Source organism: Piscinibacter gummiphilus, assembly GCF_002116905.1.
GTDB classification, from domain to species: Bacteria; Pseudomonadota; Gammaproteobacteria; order Burkholderiales; family Burkholderiaceae_C; genus Rhizobacter; species Rhizobacter gummiphilus.
In genome coordinates this window covers 6320774-6341345 of the sequence record NZ_CP015118.1, presented here as the reverse complement: position 1 = coordinate 6341345, position 20572 = coordinate 6320774, and the positions used below count along the sequence as shown (strand labels likewise).

The following is a 20572-nucleotide window of genomic DNA, read 5'->3' as shown; positions in this document are numbered from 1 at the left end:
CTGCCGTCCGGGTGGGGAGCGTCGACCGTTCGACGACGTGTTGCCTACCCTGCCCCCGTCCGCCCCGCGGGATCCTCCCTGCGGTCTGCTGTCGTTCGACGACGGTGGGCAACTGCTTTCACTCAACGGCCGGCTGCGCGAATGGCTCGGCTGGGGGCCGGACGAACCTGTCGGCGCGCTGCTGACCGACCTGCTGTCGCCCCCGTCGCGGCTCGTGTGCCCCGACGTGGTGTTCGAACCCTTGCACCACACCGGCCGGGCGGACGACGTGGAACTGACGCTGCGCTCGCGCGCCGGTGTCGACGTCCGGTCGCTCTGGAACGTGGTGCACGAGGCCGATGGTGCGGCCGGCCGGAACGTGGCTGTGGTGGTGCGCCTGCCCGAGCAGCCCGAGGTCCACCCGCAGCTCGTCTCCGCCCGCACCGCCGAGCGGCTGCCGGGCCTCGTCTACCAGTACCTGCTGCGTCCCGACGGCACCAGCGGTTTCCCGTATGCGAGCGAGGCGATCCAGGAGCTGTTCGGTGTCACGGCGGAGGACGTGCGCGTGTCTGCCGAACGCCTCGCCTACCGCGTGCACCGCGACGACTGGCCGGGGCTCGAGGCCAGCATCATGACGTCGGCCCGGACGCTCGAGCGCTGGGACAGCTGCTTCCGTGTCATCGTCGACGGCAAGGAGCGCTGGCTCGAGGGCCGCTCGTCGCCGCAGGCCCTGCCCGACGGCGGCGTGCTGTGGCACGGCTACCTGTACGACGTGACCGAGCGCAAGGCGCTGGAGCACTCGCGCCAGGGCGAGGCGGTCGCCGAGCAGGCGGGCCGTGCACAGGCGGAGTTCCTCGCGCGCATCAGCCACGAACTGCGCACGCCGCTCAATGCCGTGCTGGGCTTCGCGCAGCTGCTGTCGGCCGACGACGCGCTCGGCCTGAAGCCCCACCAGCGCCGCCAGCTCGACCACATCGAAAGCGCGGGCCGCAGCCTGCTGTCGCTGATCAACGAGGTGCTCGACCTCACCCACATCGAGAGCGGTGGCCTGCCGCTCAAGCTGCAGCCGCTGGACCTGCTGTCCGTCGTCGAGGAAAGCCTCGGCATGGTGGAGGTGATGGCGCAGCGGGCCGGCATCGCGCTGCGCATCCAGGTCGACACCACGCTGCGCGTGATGGCCGACCGCCGCCGCCTCGTGCAGTGCCTCGTCAACCTGCTGACCAACGCCATCAAGTACAACCGCAGCGGCGGCCAGGTGGCGCTGGCGGCCTCGCCCCTCAAGCGGACCCGCGAGGTGCGCATCGACGTGCGCGACACCGGCAGCGGCTTCACGCCCTCGCAGATGGACCACCTGTTCGAGCCGTTCAACCGGCTCGGCGCCGAACAGGGTGCCACGGAGGGCAGCGGCCTGGGCCTCGTCATCGTGCGGGGGCTGGCCGAACGCATGGGCGGGCACCTGTCGGTCGAGAGCGAGCCCGGCCAGGGCACGTGTTTCACGTTGCGCCTGCCCGCACCCGACCCGGCCGACGGCGAACCGCCGCCGCGCACCGACCCCGTGCCCATCGACACCGCCCCGCCCCCCACGCCGTCCGGGGCGCCGCGGCGGGTGCTCTACGTGGAGGACAACAGCGTCAACGTGATGCTGATGCAGGCCATCTTCGACCTGCGGCCGTCGCTGGCGCTGGAGGTGGCCGGCACCGGGGCCGAAGGGCTCGAGAAGGCGCTGGCCGATCCCCCGGCTCTGCTCTTGCTGGACCTGGGCTTGCCGGACGTCGATGGGGTCACGCTGCTCGGGCGGCTGCGGGAGCAGCCCGTGCTCGCCGGGGTCCCGGCGGTGGCGGTGTCGGCGGACGCACTCAGCGCCGACATCCAGCGGGCGCTGGCGGCGGGGTTCAAGGACTACTGGACGAAGCCGCTGGACTTGCGGAAGACGCTGGAGGCGCTGGACGCGTTGATGGCGTAGGGGCGAGCAATCATTGCAGTTGTTGCACTTATTGCGTTTGATGGTGGTTTGGCTTATCCTGGAAAGGCACCCTCCAAGCAGAGGGTGCCTTTCCAGGATGCCTTCACCATGCACACCGAAGATCGTTCGCGCGGGGCGCCCGTGCCCACTTTGAGCGAGCCCGACATGGAAATGGCCCGAGTCGCCCAGCGCTGCATCATGGAAGCGCTCGATCGCTCGAAAGCGGCCTCCATCGTTCTCACCACCGACCACGGCGAGCACCCCTCCGTCGCAGTTCCTCCGGCGGCCCTCAAGCTCATCGGGCAGTTGCTCGGAGCCATGAGCGAAGGACGGGCCGTCACGCTGGTGCCCGCGCAGCGCGAGTTCACCACCGTGGAAGCGGCGCACTTCCTGAACGTGTCCAGACCCTTCGTCGTGAAGGAAATCGACGAGGGCAGACTGCGCCACCGCATGGTCGGCACGCACCGGCGCATCGCCTTCGAGGACCTCCAGGCGTACAGCCGCGCGATGAGGGAAAAGCAGTCCGCTGCGCTCGACCGCCTGGCGCAGGCGAATCAGGACCTCGGCCTGGAATACTGATGGCTGGCCGCGCGCGCTACACAGCGCTGCTCGACGCGTGCGTGCTCTACCCGCTCGCCATCGCGGACTCACTGATGAGTGTCGCGGCCACATCCCTCTACGCGGCGAAGTGGACGCTGCAGATCGAACGCGAATGGATGAATGCGCTGGTGCGCAATCGTCCGGACCTCGCAGGACGACTCGAACCTCGGCGCGATGCGATGCGTGACGCCGTTCCCGATTGGGAGGTGACCGAATCCACCTGGAGAAATTTCGCGGAAGGCGAGGTCATGCGTGGAATGCCCGACCCGGGTGACGTCCATGTGCTCGCTGCTGCGATCGGCGGGCATGCCGACTGCATCGTGACGTCCAACCTCAAGCACTTCCCCGAGGCGATCGTCTCGCGGTTCGGCATCGAGGTGATCGATCCGGACCGGTTCCTCGTTCACCAGTGGGACCTCGATGCCATCGCCGTGATCGCGGCGTTCAAGCGGATGCGTGCACGTTGGCGCAGGCCTCAGGCCTCGGCGGAGGACTTCGCGTCGGCCATGGAGCGTGGGGGTTGCCCGCGACCGCAGTTCGACTCCGCGAAGCAGCGGAACTGATCTGAGCCGGGCGACGTTTCGAGGCGTCGTTCAGCCCGGGACGGCCCCGACATGCGGTCGCACCACCGCCAGCAGCCGCTCGGTCCAGTCGTCCTTCTGCCCCACGGGCGCGGTCTGCTGGAGGGCCTGCGTGGCCGCCTCCAGCCCCGCCCCCTTCCACATCAGCCACGTCGCCAGGTAATGCGCCGCGAACGCGCCACCCGCCGTGGCCACGGGGCCGCGGGCGTGGAACGGGGTGTCGTCGGCCACCCGCACGCCCGCCTGCACCATCCAGGGTTTGCTCGCCACGTCGGTGGCGGCCGGCAGGTCGGCCAGCAGGCCCAGGCGGGCCAGCAGCAGCGTGCCGGAGCACTGGCCGCCGATGAGCTGGCGCACGGGGTCGAGCTGCAGGCGGTCGATGACCGCGGAGTTCTCGGCGATGGCGCGGCTGTAGAGCCCGCCGGGGAACACGACCGCGCCGGCCTCGTTGGCGAATTCGAGGGGCTGCGGCGTGTCGACGGTGACGCCGCCCATCGAGGTGACACGCGCCGACGGCGCCGCCAGTTCGGCCTTCCAGCCGCTGGTGCCCAGCCGGTTCAGCAACCCGAACGTGATGAACGTGTCGAGTTCGCTGAACCCGTCGAAGACGACGATGGCCACCCGCATCGGGGTCGGCGGCACGGTGGGGCCTCTTACTCTTCCAGCAGGCTGCGCAGCATCCACGCGGTCTGCTCGTGGATGGCGATGCGCTGCGTCAGCAGGTCGGCGGTGGGCTCGTCGCTGGCCTTGTCGGCCAGCGGGAAGATGCTGCGCGCGGTGCGGGCCACGGCTTCGTGGCCGCTCATGAGCACACGCACCATCTCGAGCGCCTTCGGGGGCGTGGCCGGCGCATCGGGCACCGACGACAGCGCGGCGAACTGGCCGTACGAGCCGGGGGCGGTGTGGCCCAGCGCGCGGATGCGCTCGGCGATGGGGTCCACGGCGTTCCACAGCTCGGTGTACTGGGCCATGAACATCGCGTGCAGCGAGTTGAACATGGGGCCCGTCACGTTCCAGTGGAAATTGTGGGTGGTGAGGTACAGGGTGTAGGTGTCGGCGAGCAGCTTGCTCAGGGCGCCGGCGATGGTGCTGCGGTCCTTGTCGCTGATGCCGATGTGCACGGCGACGGTGCCGGCGGCGGGTGCCAGCTTGGATGCTTCCTGGGCGGTCTTCAGTTTCTTGGCCATGGGGACTCCGGATTCGATCGAAACAGTCTAACGACGGACGGACAAGTTGATAAGTCCGAAGGGAGGGGACGCGGCCTCCTCCTACGGGGCTAGGAAAGCCGATGCACGCCGTCGAGCTGGCATGCATAGATGGCATTGCGCAACGCGGCGATGGCCTCGTAGCGCGTGAAGGTGCGGCGCCACGCGAGCACCACGCGCCGCGTGGGCACCGGCGCGCTGAACGGGATGTAGCGCACGTGCGGCTGGGTGTCCTTCGGCACGCTCAGCTGCGGCACCACGGTCACGCCCATGCCCGAGGCCACCATGTACTTGATGGTCTCGAGCGACGAGCCCTCGAAGCTCTTGCGGATGCCCTCGGCGTCGCTCGAGAAGCGGGCGTACTCCGGGCACACCTCCAGCACGTGGTCGCGGAAGCAGTGGCCGGTGCCGAGCAGCAGCATGGTCTCCTGCTTGAGCTCCTCGGCGCTCACGTGCTTGCGCTTGGCCAGCGCGTGGGTCTTCGGCACGGCCACCATGAACGGCTCGTCGTACAGCGGGGCCACGGCCAGACCCGTGTCCGGGAACGGTTCGGCCATGATCGCGCAGTCGAGTTCCCCGGTGCGCAGCATGTCGAGCAGCTTCGCGGTGAAGTTCTCCTGCAGCATCAGCGGCATCTGCGGCACGCGGTCGATGGCCTGCTTGACGAGATCGGGCAGCAGGTACGGCCCGATCGTGTAGATCACGCCGAGGCGCAGCGGGCCGGACACCGGGTCCTTGCCCCGCTTGGCCGTCTCTTTGATGCCGGCCGCGCCCTCGATCACGGTCTGGGCCTGGCGCACGATCTCCTCGCCGAGCGGCGTGACCGTCACCTCGTTGGCGCCGCGCTCGAAGAGCTTGACCTCGAGTTCGTCTTCCAGCTTCTTGATGGCCACGCTCAGCGTGGGCTGCGAGACGAAGCAGGCCTCGGCGGCGCGGCCGAAGTGTTTCTCCCGGGCGACGGCAACGATGTAGCGCAATTCGGTGAGCGTCATGCCCCCGAGATTAACCGAAACTAACGGATCAGGCTTTCAAATAGTCTGATTTGGCGCCGAGCCATCGGGCCACGTGGCGCTCCGCCGCCTCGGCGTGGCGGTCCAGCATGACCTCGGCGGCCGCCCGGGCCACCTGCACCAGCTCCTCGTCGAGGGCCATGTCGGCGAAACGCAGCAGCGGCGCCCCCGACTGGCGGGCGCCCATGAACTCGCCCGGCCCACGGATCTCCAGGTCGCGCCGGGCGATCTCGAAGCCGTCCTGCGTCTCGGCCATGGCCCGCAGCCGTGACTTGCCGGTGTCGGACAGCGGCGCGGTGTAGAGCAGCACGCACACGCTCGCCACCGACCCCCGCCCCACCCGCCCGCGCAGCTGGTGCAGCTGGCTCAGGCCGAAGCGTTCGGCGTGTTCGATGACCATCAGCGACGCGTTGGGCACGTCGACGCCCACTTCGATCACCGTGGTGCTCACCAGCACGTGCATGCGCCCGGCGGTGAACTCGGCCATCACCGCGGCCTTCTCGGCGGACGGCATGCGGCCGTGCAGCAGGCCCACCACCTGGCCGGGCAGCGCGGCGACCAGCTGCTGGTGGGTCTCGGTGGCGTTCTGCAGGTCGAGGGATTCCGACTCCTCGATCAGCGGGCACACCCAGTACACCTGCCGGCCGTTCGCGGCCTCGCCGGCGATGGTGTGGATGACGCCCTCGCGCTTCGCGTCGCTGAAGACCTTCGTGACGATGGGCGTGCGGCCGGGCGGCAGCTCGTCGATGGTGCTGACGTCGAGGTCGGCGAAGAGGGTCATCGCGAGCGTGCGCGGGATGGGCGTGGCCGACATCATCAACAGGTGCGGCTCCAGGCCCTCGGCCGCGTCGACCAGCTTCTCGCGCAGCGCGAGCCGCTGGGCCACGCCGAAGCGGTGCTGTTCGTCGATGACGGCCAGGCCCAGGCGCTTGAACACCACGTCGTCCTGGATCACCGCGTGGGTGCCCACCACCAGGGCCGCTTCGCCCGAGGCCACGGCCTCGAGCATCTCGCGGCGGGCCTTGCCCTTGCGGCTGCCGGTGAGCCACGCGATGCGGATGCCGAGCGGTTCCAGCCAGCCCACGAGCTTGCGGAAGTGCTGCTCGGCGAGGATCTCGGTGGGCGCCATCAGCGCGCACTGCCAGCCGTCGTTCATCGCGACCGTGGCCGCGAGCGCCGCCACCACCGTCTTGCCCGAACCCACGTCGCCCTGCAGCAGCCGGTGCATGGGCACCTCGCGCTGCAGGTCGCCGGCGATCTCCTCGACCACGCGACGCTGAGCCTCGGTGAGCGCGAACGGGAGCGCGGCGAGCAGCTTCTCCTGGAGGCCGCCCTTTCGCACCGAGAACTTCGGCGCCCGCTGGTGCTCGCGCTCGCGCTTGGCCTGCAGCTGGGAGAGCTGCTGGGCCAGCAGCTCCTCGAACTTGAGCCGCTGCCAGGCGGGGTGGCTGTGGTCCTCCAGCTCGTCGAGCCGGGTGTCGGGCGAGGGTTCGTGCAGGAAACGCAGCGCATCGCGGAGGCCCCACATGCCCTTCGGCACGAGCGGGGCGGGGATGATCTCGGCCAGGTCGGCCCGCTTGAGCCCACCGGCCACCGCCTTGCGCAGGTAGGCCTGCGGCAGCGCCGCGGTGGTGGGGTACACCGGCGTGAGGGCGGCCGCGAGCGGCGTGTCGTCGTCCACGCCGCGGAAGTTCGGGTGGACCATCTCGATGCCGAAGAAGCCCCCGCGCGCCTCGCCGCGCACGCGCACCCGCTTGCCCACGCCCAGCGTCTTCTGGTGGCTGGGGTAGAAGTTGAGGAAGCGCATCACGAGGGTGCCCGAGCCGTCGTCGAGCTTGGTCACGAGCTGGCGGCGCGGGCGGAACTGCACCTCGCAGTGGGTGACGATGCCCTCGACCTGCGCCGTGTCGCCGTCGCGCAGCGCCCGCACGGGCGTGATGCGGGTCTCGTCCTCGTAGCGCAGCGGGAGGTGCAGCGCCAGGTCGATGTCGCGCCGCAGGTCGAGCTTCTCCATCGCCTTCTGCGGGGCGGACTTCTCCTTGTTCGGGGGGGATGAAACCTCGGGCATGGGGCGATTCTGCCCGGGACGGCGCTGATAGCATGGCGGCGCCGTACCCGAATACCTCCCATCCGACAGGAAGACACCCATGTCCCGACCCTCGTTCTCCCGCCTGCTCCCGGTGCTGGTGCTTGCCGCCGCCGCCGTGATGGGCTGCGCGCAACCCGCCGTCCCCACCGAATCCGCGCAGGTCACCACCGACAACTTCTCGAAGGCCAAGGCCGCGGGCATCCGTCCGGTCGCGGTGGGCGAGTTCCGGTCCGTGAAGGACAGCAAGCCCGCCGAGGCCCGCCACCTGAAGGACACGCTGTCCACCGAACTCTCCGGCGCCGGCCTGCTCGACCCGGCCTCGGGCGCCGTCGTGGAAGGCGAACTGGTCTCGGCCGACCTGGGCAAGACGAGCGGCACCGTGGCGGCCCGCTTCATCGTCACCACCGGCGGCCGGGTCGTGTACGACAAGGAGCTGCGCTCGTCGTCCACCTGGCGCGCCGACGCCAACGTGCCGCGCGAGCAGGGCCTCGTCTACAGCAAACTCGTGGGCCAGCTCTTCACCGACCCGATGTTCCGCAACGCGGTGCCCCGCTGACCTTCTCCGCTTCACCATGTCCCGTTCCTACACGCTGGCCGACTTCGACTTCGAGCTGCCGCCCGAACTGATCGCCCAGCACCCCGCCGCCGAACGCAGCGGCTCGCGCCTGCTCGACGGCACGCGGTGGCCGCCCGCCGACCACATCTTCCGCGAGCTGCCGTCGCTGCTGCGCGCCGGCGACCTGCTCGTCTTCAACGACACGCGGGTCATCAAGGCGCGGCTGCTCGGCGCGAAGGCCAGCGGCGGTTCGGTCGAGGCACTGGTCGAACGGGTGCTGCCGGGGAACGAGGTGTGGATGCACCTGCGCGCCAGCAAGTCGCCGAAGGCCGGCGGCCGCGTGCGTTTCACGAGCGGCGACGGGTCCAGTTCGTTCGAGGCCGAGGTGCTGGGCCGTGGCGGCCCGGAAGACTCGCTCTTCCACCTGCGGTTCCCGAGCGAACCGTTCGCGCTCATCGAACGCCACGGCCACGTGCCGCTGCCGCCGTACATCACGCACGCCGACGACGCGGACGACGAACGCCGCTACCAGACCGTGTTCGCCGCCAACCCCGGCGCGGCGGCGGCGCCCACCGCGGCGCTGCACTTCGACGAGGCCCTGCTCGCCGAACTGGCCGCGCGGGGCATCGGCCGCGCCGCGGTCACGCTGCACGTGGGCGCGGGCACGTTCCAGCCGGTGCGCACCGACAACATCGCCGACCACCGCATGCACAGCGAATGGTTCGACGTGCCGCAGTCCACGGTGGATGCCATCGCGGCCACGAAGGCCGCGGGCGGGCGGGTCGTGTCGGTGGGCACCACCACGCTGCGCGCGCTCGAATCGGCGGCCGCCGGCGGCACGCTTCAGGCGGGCAGCCGCGACACGGCCATCTTCATCACCCCGGGCTTCGACTTCAAGGTCATCGACGTGCTCGTCACCAACTTCCACCTGCCCAAGAGCACGCTGCTGATGCTCGTGAGCGCCCTGGCCGGTCACGACCGCGTGATGGGCCTGTACCGCCATTCCATCGAGCACGGCTACCGCTTCTTCAGCTACGGCGACGCGATGCTGCTCGAACGGGCGGCCGCATGAAGGCGCTCCTTGTCGCGCTGGCGCTCGCCGCGCCGCTGATGGCGAACGCCGCACCGTACACGCCGTCAGGCACCTGCGGGCCGTTCCCGAAGGTCGATGTGGCGGTGCCGGCGGGCTGGTGCGTGGCGCTGGTCGCCGACAACACCCGTGGCCTGCGCTTCCCGCGCCGCATCGTCGAGCTCGCACCGAACCGCTTCTGGATCATCGACATGGGCAACTGGGAGCCCCGCCAGGGCCGGCTGCTCGAGATGACCCTGAACGAATCCGCCACCGACCCCGCCGAACGCGTGCGCATCACCACGCTCGCGAGCAAGCTCGACCGGCCGCTCGCGCTGGCCGTGGGGCCCGACGGCAAGGTGTACGTGGGCGAGGCCGGCCGCATCTGGCGCACGCCCGCCACCGGCCCGGTGGTGCAGGAGGTGGTGGTGGACAAGCTGCCCGACGGTGGCGCCCACCCGCTGAAGGAAATCGCCTTCGCACCGGGCAACCGCATGTTCATCAACGTGGGCTCCGCGTCGGACGCCTGCCGCGACGCGAGCAACCAGCCCGCGATGCCATGCCCCGAGGTCGAGGGCGACACGCCGCGCGCCGCGGTGTACGAGGCCGTGCTCGGCGAGGGCACGCCCGCGCTGAAGTCGCTCAAGCCCTACGCCACCGGCCTGCGCAACTCGGTCGCGCTCGCGTTCGTGGGCGACACGCTGCTGCAGGGCGAGAACAGCATCGACTACCCCGACGCGGAGAACCCGCCCGAGGAACTCAACGTGCTGCGCGCGGGCGCCCGCTACGGCTGGCCGTACTGCACCGGTGACCGCCAGGTCGCGCGCGGCTACGAGAAGAAGGCCGACTGCAAGGCCACCGAGGCGCCGGCGCAGCGCTGGCCCGCACACGCCGCGCCGCTGCAGCTGTTCGCGGTGCCGGCGTCGAATCCGAGCCCGTGGGCCGGCCAGGTGCTCGTGGCCTGGCACGGCCACCGTCCCACCGGCCAGCGCGTGATGGCGCTGAAGGTCGACGCGAAGGGTCACCCCGCCGCGGCGCCGGTGCAGGTGGTGGGCGGCTGGAACGCCGCCGAGGGCGTGCGTCCCAAGGGGGCACCCACCGGCCTCACGGTGGACCGCGCCGGCCACCTCTGGATCGTCGAGGACCGCAACAAGACGGTGTTGATGGTGCGGCGGGAGTCGAAGTAGATGCGGTGGCGCCGGCTGCTCGCGCGTGGGGTGCTCGCATGCGCCCTCGCCGGCCGGCTGGCGCTGGCGGCCGCGATGGGCGAGCCGCCCGTCGACCTCGTGGTGCTCGACCAGGCCGCGTTCCTCAAGGCGGGCGCTGCCGAACAGACCGTGCCGCTGCCCGACACCTGGGTGCAGCGCGGCCTGCCCAACCAGGGCACGGCCCGCTACCGCCTCGTGTTCCAGCTCGACCGTGTGCCCGACCAGCCGCTCGCCGTGCGCTTCACGCGGGTCAGCTCCACGCGCAAGGTGATGCTCAACGGACGGCTCATCACGGCCCCGAACGTCGCGGGCCGCGACCACCCGGTGCCCGAGGTGTTCGACCTGCCCTCGCTGATGCTTCGGCCCGGGCGCAACGAACTCGAGGTGGAGGTGCGCTACCGCTCCCGCGCGGGCCTGTCCGCGGCCACCATCGGCCCGGCGAACGAACTGAGGCTGGTGCACGACCGCGATGCGCTGTGGAGCCGCGAGCTGCCCCGCATCCTGAACATGGGGATGATGGTGCTGGCCGCCTTCATGTTCTCGCTGTGGTGGCGGCGGCGCAGCGAATGGACCATCGGCCTCTTCGGGGTGCTGCTGGCCGTCGGGTCGCTGCGCAACTACACCTACTTCTCGGACGTGTCGCTGCTGCCGGCCGGTGTCACCGACTGGTTCTTCTACGCCGCGCAGATCTGGACCGTCACCCTCTTCTGCGCCTTCGCGCTGAGCCTGGACGACGGGCACGCCGCCTGGCGCCGCGGGTGGCGCTGGCTCGCGGCCATCGCCATCGCGATGCCGCTGCTGGCCATCGGGTTCTCGGCCGCATCGCAGCTGCCGGTGCTGCGCACGTTCACCTACCCCGTGCTGTTCGTGCTCGCGGTCGTCGCGGTGCGCTTCCTCTGGCGTTCGGTGCGCTCGCAGGGCGACCTGACCCACGTCGCGCTCGTGGGGTCCTTCGCCGCGGTGGTGGCGGCGGGCGCGCACGACTACCTCTTCCAGCAGGGCCTCGTGCCCATCACCGGCACGTTCTGGCTGCCGTTCGCGATGCCGGTCGGCTTCGGCATCTACGGGATGATGCTGATGGGCCGGCTCGTCAGCGCGGTGGGCGAGGTGGAGCGGCTCAACGTCGAGCTGGAGCACCGCGTGCTCGCCCGCACGCGGGCGCTGCAGACGGCCAACCTCGCGAAGACCCGCTTCCTCGCGTCGGCCAGCCATGACCTGCGGCAGCCCGTCGCGGCCATCGGCCTGATGGTGGGCCTGCTGCGCGAGCAGGTCCCCGACCCGCGGCTGCGCGGCATGATCGACCGCGTCGACCACGCCGTCGCCTCGATGGAGTCGATGCTCAAGGGCTTGCTCGACCTGTCCCGGCTGGAGTCGGGCACCGTGCACGCGCGCGTGGCGTGGGTGCCGCTGCAGACCGTGTTCGACGCCATCGCGCTGCACGAACGCGAGGCGGCGGACGCGCGCCGGCTGACGCTGCGGTTCCGGCCCACGCGGCTGGCCGTGCTGTCCGACCCGGTGCTGCTCGAGCAGGTGCTGCGCAACCTCGTCAGCAACGCCGTGCGCTACACGGAACGGGGCGGCGTGCTGGTCACGGCCCGGGCGCGGGGCGACGGCGAGGTGCTGCTGCAGGTGTGGGACACGGGCGTCGGCATCGCCGCCGAACACCAGGCCACGATCTTCGAGGAGTTCGTGCAGGTGGGTGGCGCCGCGGCGGGGTCGCGCGGCCTCGGGCTGGGCCTGGCCATCGTGCAGCGCAGCCTGGCCGTGCTGGGCCACCCGCTGACGCTGAAGTCGCGCCCGGGCCGTGGCAGCTGCTTCGGCGTGCGCGTGCCGCGCGGGCACGACGAGCGCCGTGCCCGCCCGCGCGTGGAGGGCCCGGCCGCGCCGACCCCTCTCGACGGCCTGCGGGTGCTGCTGGTGGAGGACGACGCCGACGTGCGCCACGGCCTCGCCGAGCGCCTGCGCTCCTGGGGCGCCGAGGTGCAGGCCTTCGACGGCATCACCGCACTGCGCGCCGCCCTGCCCCCGGCCGGCGCGCCCCGCGGCACCCCGATGGCGGATCTGGTCGTCACCGACCAGGCGCTCCCCGGCGGCAGCGGCCTGCTCGTGATCGAACTCGTGCGGCAGCGGGTCGGTGCCATCCACGCGATGGTGGTCACCGGCGACACCTCGCCCGGCGACCTCACCCTGCTCGAGGCCTCGGGCGTGCCGGTGCTGCACAAGCCCTTCCGCACCGAGGCGCTGCTGGCCACCGTGCACCTGGCGCTGGCCGCCACGGCCCTGGGCGAACTGTCGGGGTGAAGATCCCGCGCGCCCGGTGTGCGGGCTCGGCCATTTGGTCGACTTCCGTGGCCACCGGCCCTGCGGAACAATCGGGCATGCGTATTCGCCTGATCCGCTGGGCTGGCCTGCTGCTGTGGTGTGCATTGACGTGCGTGGCCCACGCGGCGGATGCCATCGCCCCGGTGGCCCTGCGCGAGGCCTTCTTCCAGTACGAGGGCGACGCCCGGGAAGTGCGGGTCACCCTTCCCGACACCTGGGGCGCCCGCCACCGGCCCACCGTGGGCCGGGCCACGTACCGCATCCCGTTCGACCTGGCCGAGGTGCCGCGCGCCGGCCTCACGGCGCGGTTCACCCGCATCAGCTCCACCCGCCGCGTGCTGCTCAACGGCTTCCCCGTGGGCAACGAGAGCCTGGAGGGCAACGAACACGGCATCCCCGACCTGCTCTCGTTGCCCGCGCCCATGCTGCGGGCCGGCCCGAACGTGCTCGAGATCGAGGTGCGGCACCGCGACCGCGGCGGCCTGTCCGACGGCATCGTGGGCGACCCCATCCGGCTGCGCGCCGACCACAACGACGAGCTGGTGGTCGACCGCGAACTGCCCCGGGCGCTCAACATGGGCATGGCGACGCTGTCGATCTTCCTGCTGCTCGTGTGGACGCGCCGGCGCAGCGAAACCACCATCGGCCTCTTCGGCGTGCTCGCCTTCCTCGGCTCGGTGCGCAACTACGCGTACTTCGCCGAGTTCTCGCTGTTCCCCGGCGCCGTGTCGGACTGGTTCTTCTTCTCGGCCCAGGTGTGGACCATCACCCTCTTCACCGCCTTCGCCCGCAGCCTGCAGGTGCCGCCGCCGAAGGGCCGCGGCCTGACCCGCGCGCTGTTCGCGTTCGGCGTGGGCGTGCCGCTCATCGCGCTCGCGGCCTACCCGTCGGGCCTGATGCCCTCCATGCGGATGACGGTGTACCCGGTGCTGCTGCTCGCCGGCTTCATCTCGGCCGGCCTGCTGTGGCGCGTGGCCCGCGTGCGGCGCGACGCCACCCACGTCGTGCTGGCCGTGGCCTTCACGTGCGTGATCCTCGCCGGCCTGCACGACCACCTGTACCAGCAGGGGTTGCTGCCCGTGACGGGATGGTTCTGGATCCCGCTCGTGATGCCGTTCGCCTTCGGCGTGTACGCGGTGATGACGATGAGCCGCCTCGTTACCGCCGTGGGCGAGGTCGAGCGCCTGAACACCGAGCTGGAGCAGCGGGTTCTGCAGCGCACCCGTGCGCTGCAGAACGCCAACGCCACCAAGTCCCGCTTCCTCGCGTCGGCCAGCCACGACCTGCGCCAGCCCGTGGCCGCCATCGGCCTGATGGTGAGCCTGCTGCGCGAGCAGGCCCCGGCGCGGCCCATGCAGGCCATGATCGACCGCGTCGACGAGGCTGTCGCGTCGATGGAGGCCATGCTGCGCGGCCTGCTCGACCTCTCCCGCTTCGAGTCGGGCACCGTGCGCGCGCGCCCGCAGCGTGTGGCCCTCCAGAGCCTGTTCGATGCCATCGACCTCCACGAGCGCGACGCGGCCGCGGCGAAGGGCCTCGCCCTGCGCTTCCGCCCCACGCGGCTCGCGGTGCAGGCCGACCCCGTGCTGCTCGACCAGGTGCTGCGCAACCTCGTCAGCAACGCGGTGCGCTACACCGAACGCGGTGGCGTGCTCGTGTCCGCGCGCGCCCGCGGCGCCGGCGAGGTGCTGATCCAGGTGTGGGACACGGGCATCGGCATCGCCCCGGAAGACCAGACCGCGGTGTTCGAGGAATTCGTGCAGGTGGGCAACGCCGCGCGCCAGCGCACGCGCGGCCTCGGCCTCGGCCTGTCGATCGTGCGCCGCAGTGCGGGCGTGATGGGTCATGCGCTGTCGCTGCGTTCGACGCCGGGCCGCGGCTCGTGCTTCGGCCTGCAGGTGCCGCGCTCGTCGGTCGAGAACCCGGCCGCGGACGACACCCCGAAACCCGAGATCGGCGCCGCGCCGCTCGCCGGCCTGCGGATCGTGCTGGTGGAGGACGACGACGCGGTGCGCGAGGGCCTCGCCGGCCGGCTGCAGGCCTGGGGCGCGACCATCAAGGCCTTCGACGGCGTGCCCGCGTTGCGCGCCGCACTGCCGCCGGCGGGGTCACCGCACCGGGGCGACTTCACCGACCTCGTCATCACCGACCAGCGACTGCCCGGCGGCAGCGGCCTCGTGGTGATCGAACTCGTGCGGCAGCGCTGCGGTGCCACGCGCGCGATGGTGGTCACCGGCGACACTTCGCCGGGCGACCTCACGCTGCTGGAAGCCTCGGGCGTGCCGGTGCTGCACAAGCCCTTCCGCAGCGAGGCGCTGCTGGCCGCCGTGCTGCAGGCACGGGCCACGGTGGCCGTGGGGGAGGTGGTGTAGCGGCACCGAGGCTGTCACGAAAACGTCACCGGAGGTCGTTACTTTCCAGGGCTTTTGGCCTACGAGACCCATCCCGTGCGACCCGTGCCCTTCACACTCCGACATGGTTTCCTGCTTTCCGCGGTCGTCCTGGCGCTGACCGCCTGCGGCAGCGACGACGACACCACGGTCGCCGCGCCCCTCGGCGCCCCGACGCTCGCGTTCACGCCGCCGGGTGAAAGCCTCGACCTCAGCAACTACACGCAGACCGGCCGCTACACGCTGCCGGTCGCGACGGGCGCCGGCGTCAACCAGATCGCCGCGGAAGTCTCGGCCGTCACGTACGACGCCGCCACCGACAGCCTGTTCATCGTCGGCGACGAAGGCACGTACATCACGCAGATCTCGAAGACCGGCCAGGTGATCGACACCATGTCGCTGCCCGCCGGCCTCTTCGCGGATCCGGAAGGCATCGCCGCGATTGGCAACGGCCAGTTCGTCGTCGCCGACGAACGCGTGCGCAGCGCGAACCTCTTCACCTACAAGGCGGGCACGACGCTCGACGCCGCCACGGTGCGCACGGTGAAGCTCGCCACCACGGTGGGCAACATCGGCCTCGAAGGGGTCACGTTCGACCCGATGACCAACGGCTACGTGTTCGTCAAGGAGATGACGCCGCAGGGCATCTTCCAGACCACGATCGACTTCGTCGCGGGCACGGCCTCGAACGGTTCCGCCACGACGGAGACTCCGAAGGACCTGTTCGACCCGGCCAAGCTGAACGTCGCCGACTTCGGCGACATCCATGCGCTGTCGAACGTGCTGCCGTCGACCGCCCCGGACTACTCGCACCTGATCGTGCTGAGCAACGACACGGGACGCCTCGTCAAGACCGACCGCACCGGGCGCGTGTACGGCACGCTCGACATCCTGCAGTCGGCCCAGCACGAAGGGGTCACCTTCGACAAGCAGCTGAACCTGTACGTGACGAACGAGGCCGGCGGCGGCTCGCAGGCCCTGCCCCAGCTGTGGGTGTTCGCACCGACCCGTTCGGCGAACGCCGTGGGCCTCGGCAGCAACCTGTACCTCACGTTCTCCGCGAACGTCTTGGCCGGCACCGGCAACATCACGCTGATCGGCAGCGGCGGCGACACCCGCACCATCGCGGTCACCGACACCACGCAGGTCACGATCTCGGGCGCGACGGTCAAGATCAACCCGACGGCCGACCTGGTGCCGAACACCGCGTACAGCGTCCAGTTCGCCAGCGGCGTGTTCCGCGATGCCGCGGGCACCGCCACGCAGGCCGTGTCCGACGCACAGAAGCTCGCCTTCACGTCGGTGCCCGACACCACGGCGCCCACGCTCGCATCCAGCACGCCGATCGACAACGCCACGGCCATCGCCGAGGGCGGCAACCTCACGTTCACGTTCAGCGAACCCGTCAAGGCCGGCACCGGCGCCTTCACGATCAGCAACGGCAGCGACGATGTCCGCACCATCGCGGCGACGGACACCACGCAGGTGACCTTCAACGGCACCACGGTCACCGTCAACCCGACGGCCGACCTGCGCAGCGGCACGGCCTACCACGTGCTGGTGGCCGCCACCGCCGTGACCGACACCGTGGGCAACGCGTTCGCGGGCATCAGCGACACCACGGCCCTGAACTTCGTCACGGCCGGCACCACGCCGCCCACCACGCTCGCCGCGGGCGACCTGCTGTTCATCGCGGTGAACGGCGACGCCACGGACGCCTTCGCCTTCATCCTGATGCGCGACATCACGGCCGGCACGCAGATCGCCTTCAGCGACCGCGACAGCCTGACCGCCACCAACGAATCGGCCTTCATGTGGACCGCCGACCGCGCCTACGCCGCCGGCACCATCGTGACCGTGCTGCCGGACGCCGCCACGCCCACCACCGACAAGGGCAACATCGTCGGCTCGGGCGGCGGCATCAGCACCTCCACCGAAACGATCTTCGCGTTCCAGGGCAGCATCCCCACCCTGCCGGTGGCCGCGGGTGCGCCGACGCTGGTGGTCGACCGCTACCTCGCCGCGATCAACATGGGCACGGCGGGCCCGCTCGACGCCACGCTGCAGGCGGCGCTGAACCCCGCGGGCGCGTTCATCGCGTTCACGCCGGACGACAACGTGCGCTACGGCGGCACGCTCTCGATCGCCGACCCGGCCGCACTGCGCGCGGCCATCGCCAACACGGCGAACTGGGTGCGCAACGACACCACCGCCTTCCCGGTGACGGCGGGTTCGCTGTACCCCTGACGGGGCACGGCGCCGGCCGCGTCAGCGGTCGGCGCCGAAGACCAGTCCGAGCCGCGCCGCGGCCACCACGGCCTGCGTGCGCGACGTCACCTCCAGCTTGCGGAAGATCGCCGCGAGGTGGGTCTTGACGGTGGACTCGGCGAGGTCGAGCTCGCGGCAGATCAGCTTGTTCGGCTTGCCCGCCACCAGCAGGCGCAGCACGTCGGCCTGGCGGGGCGACAGGCCACCCGGGCCGGTGGCCTCGGGATCGTCGGCCACGGGCGCTTCCACCTTGGCCACGGGAGCCGGCTCGCCGCGCGCGTGCCCGAGCACCGACGGCGGCAGGTAGACCCCACCGGCCAGCACCACCCTCAGCGCGGCCTGCATGACCCCGGCCTTGGCCGTCTTCGGCACGAAGCCGGCGGCTCCGGCATCGATGGCCGACAGCACGGTCTCGGGCGTCTCGTCGGCTGACAGCACGACGACGGTGACATCGGGCGCCTGCTCGCGCAGGCGCTGCAACCCCTGCACGCCGGCGCTGTCGGGCAGCCCCAGGTCGAGCAGCACGAGCTCGAAGCCGCCATCGGACCGGAGCAGGCCCAGCGCCTCGGCGATGTCGCCGGCCTGGTGCAGCTGGACGTCGGGGAACCCGTGCGAGATGAGCATCGCCAGGCCTTCGCGGAACAGGGTGTGGTCGTCGACGAGGAGCGTTTTCATGCCGGATGGCGGAGCACGGGATCGTTCGATTATCGGTGCTCGGACCGGCGCGGCCTCATCCGGATGGCCGATGCCGGCATGTGGCGCGGTCACCCGTCACACCGATCCCGGTTTTGTTTCCGCGCTGACACAGTCTCGGCAGGCGGATTCCAGGTGGGGTCCGCGTCGACACAAGGGCGCCCGGGAGGCGCCTTCACTGGGAGATCACCCGATGCGCTTGCATTCCCTCTTGGCGACCCTCGCGGTCGCCGGTCTCGTCACCGCCTGCGGTGGTGACGGTGGCGATGGCGGCACCACGACGCCGACCACGTCTTCTGTCGCTCTGTCCGGCGTCGCCGCCAAGGGCGCGCTGCAGTTCGCACTCGTTTCCGTGCACCCCGTCAAGGCCGACGGCACGGTGGACCTGACCAAGACGCTGTCGTCCGTCGAATCCGACGCTGACGGCAAGTACACGCTGCCGAGCTTCGAAGGCGTCCGCGGCACCCCGTACGTGGTGCGTGTCTCGGCCATCTCCGGCAAGACCAAGACCCTCGACGAAGTCACCGGCCAGGCCGTTTCGCTTCCCGACGGCTTCTCGCTGCGCAGCCTCGTGATCGCCCCGACGACGGGCACCACGACCATCACGTCGCACGTGACGCCGTTCACGGAACTCGCCGCGGCCGCCGCTGCCGGCGCGCAAGGCGGCATCACCGCCACCAACGCGACGACCGCGCTGTCGAACGTGCGCCAGCTGCTGGGCTTCGACTCCTCGGTGATCGCCCCGACCACGCTCCAGAACGCCACGACCCCGGAGCAGCAGGCCCTCGCCGTGATGCTGACCGCCGTGTCCAAGCTCGCGAACGACGGCGGCCTCGGCTGCTCGGCCACCGACCTCGGTGCCCGCACGAAATGCGTGGTCGACGCGCTGGCCGCCTCGGCGTCCATCACCTCCACGAACCCCGGGACCGTCGGCGGCGTCAACGTCGCCGAGAAGCTGGTCGCCGCGGCTGAAGCCGTCGTGGCGGACCCGCAGCTGACCGCTGGCACGACCATCAACGAAGGCACGGTCGCCGGCGTCGTCGGCAAGCTCGAAGGCGACGGCAAGCCCGCCCCGGCCGGCAACGTCACCGCCATCGCCGCCGCGACCCAGCTGTTCACCGGCATCCGCAGCGACTTCCAGGCCCTGTTCAGCAAGGGCGGCGCCACGTCGATCGCCAAGGGCGCCGTGAACCAGGAAGCCTTCAAGTTCGTCGAAGCCATGGAGGCCGTGCAGGCTCCCGCCGAGATGGTCGTGAAGGACGCCGGCGCGATCATCACCGGCATCGACATGTACAACGACTTCATGTTCGGCACGGGCGCGATGACCCGCAACCGCGGCGACGAGCAGAACGGTTTCCCGACCGTCGGCTGCTCGCTCTACACGACGGCGCAGAACACCGAACTCGCCACGTCGAAGGACAACGCCAAGTTCATCGGCTGCACGGTCAACTACAAGGTGGTCTTCACCTTCACGAACAACGGGACCGTGGCGACGCGGTACCGCCACGGCTTCTCGATCGAGCCGAAGGCCGATGGCACGTTCGCCTACTCGACCCGCGCCCGCCGCACCACGAGCTGCAACCCGGCACCGTGCGCCAACCCGGTCAACGAGGCGCTGTCCGAGTCGGTCGTCGGCGTCGCCACCCCGACGATCGTCAACAACCGCATCACGGCCGTCCAGCTGGTGGGTGACTTCGCCGCCGCGTTCGAGACCGGTGGCACCACCCTCATCGACGCGAAGACCACGGTCGACCTGTCGGGCACCCGCACGATCGGCGCCGACAACATGTCGTCGACGACCTTCAAGGGCACGGCCAAGTCGTACAAGGCCGACGGCACGCTGCTCGGCACGCTGGACGTGAAGTCGGGTTCGACCTCGGAGATCCCGATGTCGTGGGACGCGAACGGTAACCTCGTGGCCCGCAACGCTCCGACGGCGGTCGAGCCGGCCGGCGGCGACATCGCCACCGCCTCCATCGACCTCGTGTGGACCACCGGCAACTCCGAGTTCGCCGGCACCCTGGCCCTGACGGACAACGCCTGGGACAAGTCGCTGACGTCGCACATCCCGACGAAGGGCACGCTGACCGGTTCGCTGCGCAACATCAGCAACGGCACGACGAACGAGTTCCTGGCCGGTTCGCTGACCGCCGCCATCACCGGCTATGGCAACTACACGGCCACCGCCGAGGACAGCGCCACGAACAACTTCAACACGTCGCTGACGTTCACGGGTTCCGTGACCGCCCCGACCCGTCCGAAGCTCGAACTGACGCTGAACACGGCCATGGCCAGCCACGAAGACGGCCCGGCCACCGTGACGCTGAGCTACCGCTCGATCGTCAACGGCACGCCGAAGCAGCAGGTCGGCGCGGTGGCCACCCGCCAGGCCAACGGCAAGTACTCGACCAAGCTGACCGAAGCCGCGTCGAACCTGTCGATGACCTGGGGCCCGGACGCGAAGGAAGCCGACCTCTACGTCAACAACACCGAGGTGGTGGGCAAGTTCAAGGACCTGACCCTGACCTTCACCGACGGCACCTTCATCTCGCTCGACATCGGGCTGTGATCGACGCGTGACCCCTTGGCGGCCCGGCAGCGATGCCGGGCCGCCATTTCCGTTTTTTCCCGGAACGCGA

At 70.7% G+C, this 20572-nt stretch carries 15 protein-coding genes; 10 read left to right on the top strand and 5 right to left on the bottom strand.

All coding sequences use genetic code 11. The features are described 5' to 3' along the window. The first annotated feature begins 40 nt into the window (after positions 1 to 40). From A4W93_RS29090 to A4W93_RS29080, 3 genes are all read left to right on the top strand, one after another. Complete coding sequence (locus A4W93_RS29090; protein WP_085753933.1) at positions 41 to 1942, top strand: PAS domain-containing hybrid sensor histidine kinase/response regulator; 1902 nt, start codon at positions 41 to 43, stop codon at positions 1940 to 1942. A 108-nt stretch (positions 1943 to 2050) separates the two neighbouring features. Further along, positions 2051 to 2521 (top strand): excisionase family DNA-binding protein, encoded by a 471-nt coding sequence (locus A4W93_RS29085; RefSeq protein WP_085753932.1) that lies wholly within the window; start codon positions 2051 to 2053, stop codon positions 2519 to 2521. Continuing rightward, positions 2521 to 3105 carry a PIN domain-containing protein gene (locus A4W93_RS29080; protein ID WP_179951340.1) on the top strand — a complete coding sequence of 195 codons (585 nt, stop codon included), beginning with the start codon at positions 2521 to 2523 and terminating at the stop codon, positions 3103 to 3105. Before A4W93_RS29085 ends, A4W93_RS29080 begins: the two co-directional genes overlap by 1 nt. Before the next feature lie 30 nt (positions 3106 to 3135). Here A4W93_RS29080 and A4W93_RS29075 read toward each other — a convergent pair whose 3' ends face one another. From A4W93_RS29075 to recG, 4 genes are all read right to left on the bottom strand, one after another. Continuing rightward, positions 3136 to 3765: a DJ-1/PfpI family protein gene (locus A4W93_RS29075; RefSeq protein ID WP_237357645.1), complete on the bottom strand. Its 630-nt coding sequence runs from the start codon at positions 3763 to 3765 to the stop codon at positions 3136 to 3138. A gap of 11 nt (positions 3766 to 3776) precedes the next feature. Then, positions 3777 to 4310: a Dps family protein gene (locus A4W93_RS29070; RefSeq protein ID WP_085753930.1), complete on the bottom strand. Its 534-nt coding sequence runs from the start codon at positions 4308 to 4310 to the stop codon at positions 3777 to 3779. Positions 4311 to 4399: 89 nt separating this feature from the next. Then, positions 4400 to 5320, bottom strand: coding sequence for a LysR substrate-binding domain-containing protein (locus A4W93_RS29065; protein ID WP_085753929.1), 921 nt, complete (start codon positions 5318 to 5320; stop codon positions 4400 to 4402). Positions 5321 to 5348: 28 nt separating this feature from the next. Further along, positions 5349 to 7406 carry an ATP-dependent DNA helicase RecG gene (recG, locus tag A4W93_RS29060; protein ID WP_085753928.1) on the bottom strand — a complete coding sequence of 686 codons (2058 nt, stop codon included), beginning with the start codon at positions 7404 to 7406 and terminating at the stop codon, positions 5349 to 5351. 79 nt (positions 7407 to 7485) lie between these two features. On the opposite strand from recG, the gene A4W93_RS29055 reads away from it, so the two are divergent. The 6 genes from A4W93_RS29055 to A4W93_RS29030 all read left to right on the top strand — a co-directional run bounded on the left by A4W93_RS29055 (position 7486) and on the right by A4W93_RS29030 (position 17219). Next, a complete protein-coding gene (locus tag A4W93_RS29055) occupies positions 7486 to 7983 on the top strand; it encodes a hypothetical protein (RefSeq protein ID WP_085753927.1) in 498 nt (165 codons plus the stop codon). A gap of 16 nt (positions 7984 to 7999) precedes the next feature. After that, a complete protein-coding gene (gene queA, locus A4W93_RS29050) occupies positions 8000 to 9055 on the top strand; it encodes a tRNA preQ1(34) S-adenosylmethionine ribosyltransferase-isomerase QueA (protein ID WP_085753926.1) in 1056 nt (351 codons plus the stop codon). Continuing rightward, positions 9052 to 10239, top strand: a complete 1188-nt coding sequence (locus tag A4W93_RS29045) for a PQQ-dependent sugar dehydrogenase (RefSeq protein ID WP_085753925.1) — start codon at positions 9052 to 9054, stop codon at positions 10237 to 10239. Before queA ends, A4W93_RS29045 begins: the two co-directional genes overlap by 4 nt. Continuing rightward, the gene (locus A4W93_RS29040; RefSeq protein ID WP_085753924.1) at positions 10240 to 12561 is read left to right on the top strand and encodes an ATP-binding response regulator; all 2322 of its coding nucleotides are present in this window, start codon (positions 10240 to 10242) and stop codon (positions 12559 to 12561) included. A 77-nt stretch (positions 12562 to 12638) separates the two neighbouring features. Further along, positions 12639 to 14954, top strand: a complete 2316-nt coding sequence (locus A4W93_RS29035; protein ID WP_099960013.1) for an ATP-binding protein — start codon at positions 12639 to 12641, stop codon at positions 14952 to 14954. Between the two features lie 84 nt (positions 14955 to 15038). Next, positions 15039 to 17219, top strand: coding sequence for an SdiA-regulated domain-containing protein (locus tag A4W93_RS29030; RefSeq protein WP_169726601.1), 2181 nt, complete (start codon positions 15039 to 15041; stop codon positions 17217 to 17219). A 21-nt stretch (positions 17220 to 17240) separates the two neighbouring features. Here the strand turns inward: A4W93_RS29030 and A4W93_RS29025 are convergent, their stop codons facing one another. Next, on the bottom strand, positions 17241 to 17915 hold the full coding sequence (locus A4W93_RS29025) for a response regulator (protein ID WP_085753921.1): 675 nt from the start codon (positions 17913 to 17915) through the stop codon (positions 17241 to 17243). 211 nt (positions 17916 to 18126) lie between these two features. Between A4W93_RS29025 and A4W93_RS29020 the strand changes: the two genes are divergently transcribed. After that, positions 18127 to 20502 (top strand): hypothetical protein, encoded by a 2376-nt coding sequence (locus A4W93_RS29020; RefSeq protein ID WP_157131806.1) that lies wholly within the window; start codon positions 18127 to 18129, stop codon positions 20500 to 20502. The last annotated feature ends 70 nt before the right edge of the window (positions 20503 to 20572 follow it).

Excerpts from the sequence above, each read along its gene's own strand:
- A4W93_RS29065 (WP_085753929.1), bottom strand. The coding sequence starts at position 5,320 with ATGACGCTCACCGAATTGCGCTACATCGTTGCCGTCGCCCGGGAGAAA.
- A4W93_RS29040 (WP_085753924.1), top strand. The coding sequence starts at position 10,240 with ATGCGGTGGCGCCGGCTGCTCGCGCGTGGGGTGCTCGCATGCGCCCTC.
- A4W93_RS29045 (WP_085753925.1), top strand. The coding sequence starts at position 9,052 with ATGAAGGCGCTCCTTGTCGCGCTGGCGCTCGCCGCGCCGCTGATGGCG.
- A4W93_RS29025 (WP_085753921.1), bottom strand. The coding sequence starts at position 17,915 with ATGAAAACGCTCCTCGTCGACGACCACACCCTGTTCCGCGAAGGCCTG.
- recG (WP_085753928.1), bottom strand. The coding sequence starts at position 7,406 with ATGCCCGAGGTTTCATCCCCCCCGAACAAGGAGAAGTCCGCCCCGCAG.
- A4W93_RS29035 (WP_099960013.1), top strand. The coding sequence starts at position 12,639 with ATGCGTATTCGCCTGATCCGCTGGGCTGGCCTGCTGCTGTGGTGTGCA.
- A4W93_RS29055 (WP_085753927.1), top strand. The coding sequence starts at position 7,486 with ATGTCCCGACCCTCGTTCTCCCGCCTGCTCCCGGTGCTGGTGCTTGCC.
- A4W93_RS29080 (WP_179951340.1), top strand. The coding sequence starts at position 2,521 with ATGGCTGGCCGCGCGCGCTACACAGCGCTGCTCGACGCGTGCGTGCTC.
- A4W93_RS29085 (WP_085753932.1), top strand. The coding sequence starts at position 2,051 with ATGCACACCGAAGATCGTTCGCGCGGGGCGCCCGTGCCCACTTTGAGC.
- A4W93_RS29070 (WP_085753930.1), bottom strand. The coding sequence starts at position 4,310 with ATGGCCAAGAAACTGAAGACCGCCCAGGAAGCATCCAAGCTGGCACCC.
- A4W93_RS29020 (WP_157131806.1), top strand. The coding sequence starts at position 18,127 with ATGCGCTTGCATTCCCTCTTGGCGACCCTCGCGGTCGCCGGTCTCGTC.
- queA (WP_085753926.1), top strand. The coding sequence starts at position 8,000 with ATGTCCCGTTCCTACACGCTGGCCGACTTCGACTTCGAGCTGCCGCCC.